At 73.5% G+C, this 5104-nt stretch carries 3 protein-coding genes; all 3 read left to right on the top strand.

The window, feature by feature from the left end:
• Positions 1-7: 7 nt before the first annotated feature.
• Positions 8-427, top strand: coding sequence for a hypothetical protein (locus tag L7D48_RS25515; protein ID WP_237882926.1), 420 nt, complete (start codon positions 8-10; stop codon positions 425-427).
• Complete coding sequence (locus tag L7D48_RS25520; RefSeq protein ID WP_237882922.1) at positions 424-1092, top strand: hypothetical protein; 669 nt, start codon at positions 424-426, stop codon at positions 1090-1092. The genes L7D48_RS25515 and L7D48_RS25520 overlap by 4 nt, the downstream gene beginning before the upstream one ends.
• Positions 1092-5104: putative T7SS-secreted protein (locus tag L7D48_RS25525; RefSeq protein ID WP_237882924.1), on the top strand; the 4013-nt coding region annotated here is incomplete at its 3' end. The genes L7D48_RS25520 and L7D48_RS25525, both read left to right, overlap by 1 nt.

Genomic DNA, 5104 nt, shown 5'->3' on the forward strand with positions numbered 1-5104 from the left:
GTACGGGGTGGAGCTCGTCGGGGAGATAGCCGCGGTGCGCGCGGGGCGGGGGAACCCCCGCGCGATGGTGGGCGAGTTCCGCCGTACCGCCGTGCTGGTGCCGCTGATGGAGGGCCGGCTGCTGACGGCCGTGCACGGCGGGATCCGCTGGATCCACACGTTCACCGACGAGGCGGCGCTGGCCCGCTTCGCGCGCCTGAAGGGCGCCGCGCCCGGTGAGGAGTGGGAGTACGCGGCGCTGCTGGGGGCCCGGCTGCTGGATGTGGTCGTTCCTCAGGTGGACGGTCCGGCCGGGGTGGCGGTGAACGCCGCCGACGAGGACGGCTCGATGCTGTTCCCGCCGGTGCGGGGCATCGTGCCGGACGCGGCGGCGGTGGATGCGGATATGGGGGCCGGCGGCGCGGAGCGGGACGGGGGCGCGCGGTGAGCGGCGACGGTGACCTGAAGTTCTCCAAGGAGGCCCTGGACCTCATCACCAAGGGCCTCAACGGGGCGATCGACGAGCTGAAGCAGGTGGGCGGCTCGGAGACCGACTCCATCCAGGGCGCGGGCTTCGACTCGATGGTGCTGACGGCCATGGAGGCTGGCCACCCGGGGCTGGCCGGGGAGTTCGAGGGCTTCTGCGAGGACTGGGAGTGGGGCGTACGCGCCCTGGTCATGGAGGCCAACAAGCTGGCGGCCCGGCTGGACCTGGCGGCGGGCATGGTCCACGCCGAGGACCAGTACTGGGAGGGCACCTACAAGGTCGCGGCCAACTCCTTCGTCGGCAACCCCCACCTGTCCGGGCAGGAGGTCGCCCAGCGGGAGTGGGACGAGCTGATCTCGCTGGACAACTACCGGCCCGACTACAGCGCCGAGTCGTTCCGCACCGCCCAGCAGGAGATGGCGCAGACCTGGAAGGACACCGCCCGAAACGTGACCAGCGAGGGCCAGGGCGGCTTCCTGAACGACCTGGCGATGGACGCGGCCGGGGTCGAGGAGCACCAGCGCGAGACGGTGCGGGACGTGATGTTCGGTCCCTCCCCGGAGGAGCGGGCCCAGCAGCAGGCGCAGCAGCAGGGCGGGCGGCAGGGTGACGGGGGCGAGGGCTGATGGGCTGGGACCTCGTTCCCGACAGCCTCGAGGACGGCTTCGAGAAGGGTGTGCGCAAGCTCGGCGACGGCGTCGAGTGGCTGGGCGACAGGACGGCCGAAGGGCTGGACAAGGCCGGCTGGGAGTCCGGCGCGGACTGGGTGCGCGACAAGTCCCGCTCCACCGCGAACGCGATGGGCGCGGACACCGAAGAACTCCAGCTCGGGCAGACCGAGGATCCCAGGAAGCTGGTCTACGGCAGCGCGGGCAAGCTCCGCTCGACCGCAGGTCACCTGAAGGACTTCGCCAAGTCCTTCGACAACGTCGGCAGGGGCATCAAGGGGCTGGACTCCTCCGGGATCGAGGGCGAGGCGGCCGACGCCTTCCGGACGAAGGCGGCCGAGGAGCCTCCCCGGTGGTTCAAGGCCGCCGAAGCCTGCGAGAAGGCCGCGGGCGCCCTGGAGGACTTCGCCGACACCGTGGAGTGGGCGCAGGGCCGGGCCAAGGAGGCGATCACCAAGTACGAGGCCGCCGTCAAGGCCTCCGAGGACGCGCGGACGGCGCACAACAAGAAGGTCGACGCGTACAACAAGGCCGTCGACGCCTACAACGCCAAGGCGAAGGCGGGCGACGACCCGGGTACGCCGCCGGTGTGCCCGGCCGCCTTCAAGGACCCGGGCCCGGCGAAGGCGGAGGAGGCCGAGGAGATCCTCGCCGAGGCGCGCAAGCAGCGCGACACGGCGGCGGAGAAGGCCCGTTCGGCCGTGAAGGCGGCGCGGGAGAAGGCGCCGCCCAAGCCGTCGTACGGCGAGCAGTTCAAGTACGGCATGGCCGGAATGCACCTGGAGAACTCGCACGTGCTGGGCGGGTTCGTCAAGAGCGGCACCGAACTGGTCGCCCTGGCCCGCAGTCTCAATCCCGCCGACCCGTACAACCTCGGGCACCCGGGCGAGTACGCCACCACCCTCAACAGCACGGTCGCCGGACTGCTCCAGGCGTCCAACGACCCGTTGGGCACGGGCAAGCAGATGGTCTCGGCCTTCATGAAGGACCCGGCCGAGGGCGGCGGCCGGCTGGTCTTCGACGCGGCGCTGACCGTCCTGACCGGCGGTGCCGGGGCGAGTGTCAAGGGCGCTCGGATCGCGGCCGACGCCGCGGACGCGGCAGCCGATGCGGGCAAGGCCCGCCGCGCCCTGGACAGGGACGGCCCGGAGCAGCACGGCAGCAAGCCGGAGGAGCGCGACTCCGGCGGCACGGACCCGGTGGACCTGGCCACGGGGAGGATGTTCCTGCCGCAGACGGACATCACCCTGCCCGGCGCGATGCCGCTGGTCTTCCGGCGGTACGTGGAGTCCGGGTACACCGCCGGGCGGTGGTTCGGGCCGTCGTGGGCCTCCACCGTCGACCAGCGGCTGGAGGTGGACGCTGAGGGCGTGGTGTTCGTCGCCGAGGACGGGCGGCTGCTGGCGTACCCGCACCCGGCCCCCGGCGTGCCCACGCTGCCGTCGGCCGGCTCGGCGCGTATGCCGCTGGAGCGCACCCCGGACGGCGGCTACACCCTCACCGAACCGGACACCGGACGGGTGCGGCACTTCGCCCCGCCGCCCGGGGGCGGGGGCGGCGGGGCGGACGGTGTGGCGCGGCTGGAGCAGATCACCGACCGGGCCGGGCACCGGATCCTCTTCGCCTACGACGAGACCACCGGCGCCCCGCTGCGCATCGAGCACAGCGGCGGCTACACCCTGCACCTGACCGTCGAGGACGGCCGCGTCACCACCCTGTCGCTGGGCGATCAGGTGGTCAGGCGCTACGGCTACACCGACGGCCACCTCACCGAGGTCGCCGACTCCTCGGGGCGGCCGCTGCGGTTCGAGTACGACGACGAGGCCCGGGTGATCGCCTGGACCGACTCCAACGACCGGCGCTACGACTACGTCTACGACAACCTGCACCGGTGCATTGGCGAGGGCGGCACCGAGGGCCACATGCAGGTCCGCATCGCCTACGACGGGATCGACCCGGACACCGGTCACCAGGTCACCACGCTGACCACCGCCGCCGGACACACCACCCGCCATGTGATCGACGACCGCTGCCGCACGGTCGCCACCACCGACCCGAACGGCCACACCACCCGCTACACCTACGGCGACCACCGGCAGCCGCTGACCGTCACCGACCCCCTGGGCCGCACCACCGCCTTCGCCTACGACGAGCACGGGCGCCTCACCGGCCTGACCCGCCCGGACGGGCGGCGGATCGCCGTCACCCGCGACGGCCTCGGGCTGCCGGTCGAGGTGCGCGAGGCGGACGGGGCGGTGTGGCGGCACGCCTACGACGAGCGCGGCCTGCGCACCGCCACCACCGACCCGGCCGGCCACACCACCCGCTACGCCTACGACGAGCGCGGCCATCTGGCCTCGGTCACCGACGCCCTGGGCCAGGTCACGTCCGTGCTCTGCGACGCGGCCGGGCTGCCGGTCGAGATCACCGATGCTCCCCCTGCCTCCGGCGGGGGGACTCCCATGGGCGCCGTCACCCGCTACACCCGCGACGCCTTCGGCCGTCCCACCGCCATCACCGATCCCCTGGGGGCCGTCACCCGCCTGGAGTGGACGGTCGAGGGCAGGCTCGCCCGCCGCACGGGCCCGGACGGGGCCGAGGAGTCGTGGGAGTACGACGGTGAGGGCAACTGCGTCCGCCACACCGACGCGGCCGGCGGGGTGACCACATACGAGTACACCCACTTCGACCTGCTGGCCGCCCGCACCGGCCCGGACGGGGTGCGCCACACCTTCGAGCACGACGCCGAGCTGCGCCTGACCCGCGTCACCAACCCCCAGGGGCTGAGCTGGTCGTACGAGTACGACCCGGCCGGGCGCCTGATGTCCGAGACCGACTTCGACGACCGCACCCTGTCCTACTCCTACGACGCGGCCGGTCAACTGGCCGCCCGCACCACCCCGCTGGGCGAGACCATCGCCTTCGCCCATGACGAGCTGGGCCGCCTGGTCCGCAAGGAGGCCGGGGGCAGGGTCACCACCTTCGCCTACGACGCGGCCGGACGGCCGGTGGAGGCCGTCGGGCCCGACGCGGAGGTGCGCTGGCACCGCGACCGGCTGGGGCGGGTGAAGACCGAGCTGGTGAACGGCCGGGCCCTGTCGCTGTCCTACGACGCGCTGGGCCGCCGCACCCGCCGCACCACCCCCACCGGGGCGGTGTCCTCCCTCGCCTACGACGCGGCCGGCAACCGCACCGCCCTGACCACCTCCGGCCGCACGCTGGACTTCACCCACGACGCCGCCGGGCGCGAGACCGCCCGCCGCATCGGCGAGCACCTCACCCTGGCCCAGTGGTGGGACCCGGCCGGACGCCTGGCCGGCCAGGCCCTCACAGCCGGCCCGGAGGCGGCCACCGTCCAGCAGCGCACGTACCACTACCGGCCGGACGGCCACCTCACCGCCGTAGACGACCTCCTGTCCGGCCACCGCGCCTTCGACCTCGACCCGGCCGGACGCGTCACCGCCGTCACCGCGGCCGACTGGAGCGAGACCTACGCCTACGACGCGGCCGGCAACCAGACCTCCGCCTCCTGGCCCGCCGGGCACGCCGCCGCCGACGCCACCGGCGAGCGCGCCTACACCGGCACCCGCCTCACCCGCGCCGGGCGCTTCCGCTACGAGTACGACGCAGCCGGCCGCACCGTCCTGCGGCAGCGCGTCCGCCTGTCGAAGAAGCCCGACACCTGGCGCTACGAGTGGGACGCCGAGGACCGCCTCACCACCGTCACCACCCCGGACGGCACCCGCTGGCGCTACCTGTACGACCCGCTGGGCCGCCGCATCGCCAAGCAACGCCTGGCGCCGGACGGCTCGACCGTCACCGAACAGGTGGACTTCACCTGGGACGGCCCGGTCCTCGTCGAGCAGACCACCACCTCACCCGATCTGCCCCACCCGGTCGCCCTCACCTGGGACCACGACGGCCTCACCCCCCTGGCCCAGACCGAACGCCTCCTCGACCCCGCCGACCA

This window comes from Streptomyces sp. ICN903 (assembly GCF_022015835.1).
Classification (GTDB): Bacteria; Actinomycetota; Actinomycetes; order Streptomycetales; family Streptomycetaceae; genus Streptomyces; species Streptomyces fenghuangensis.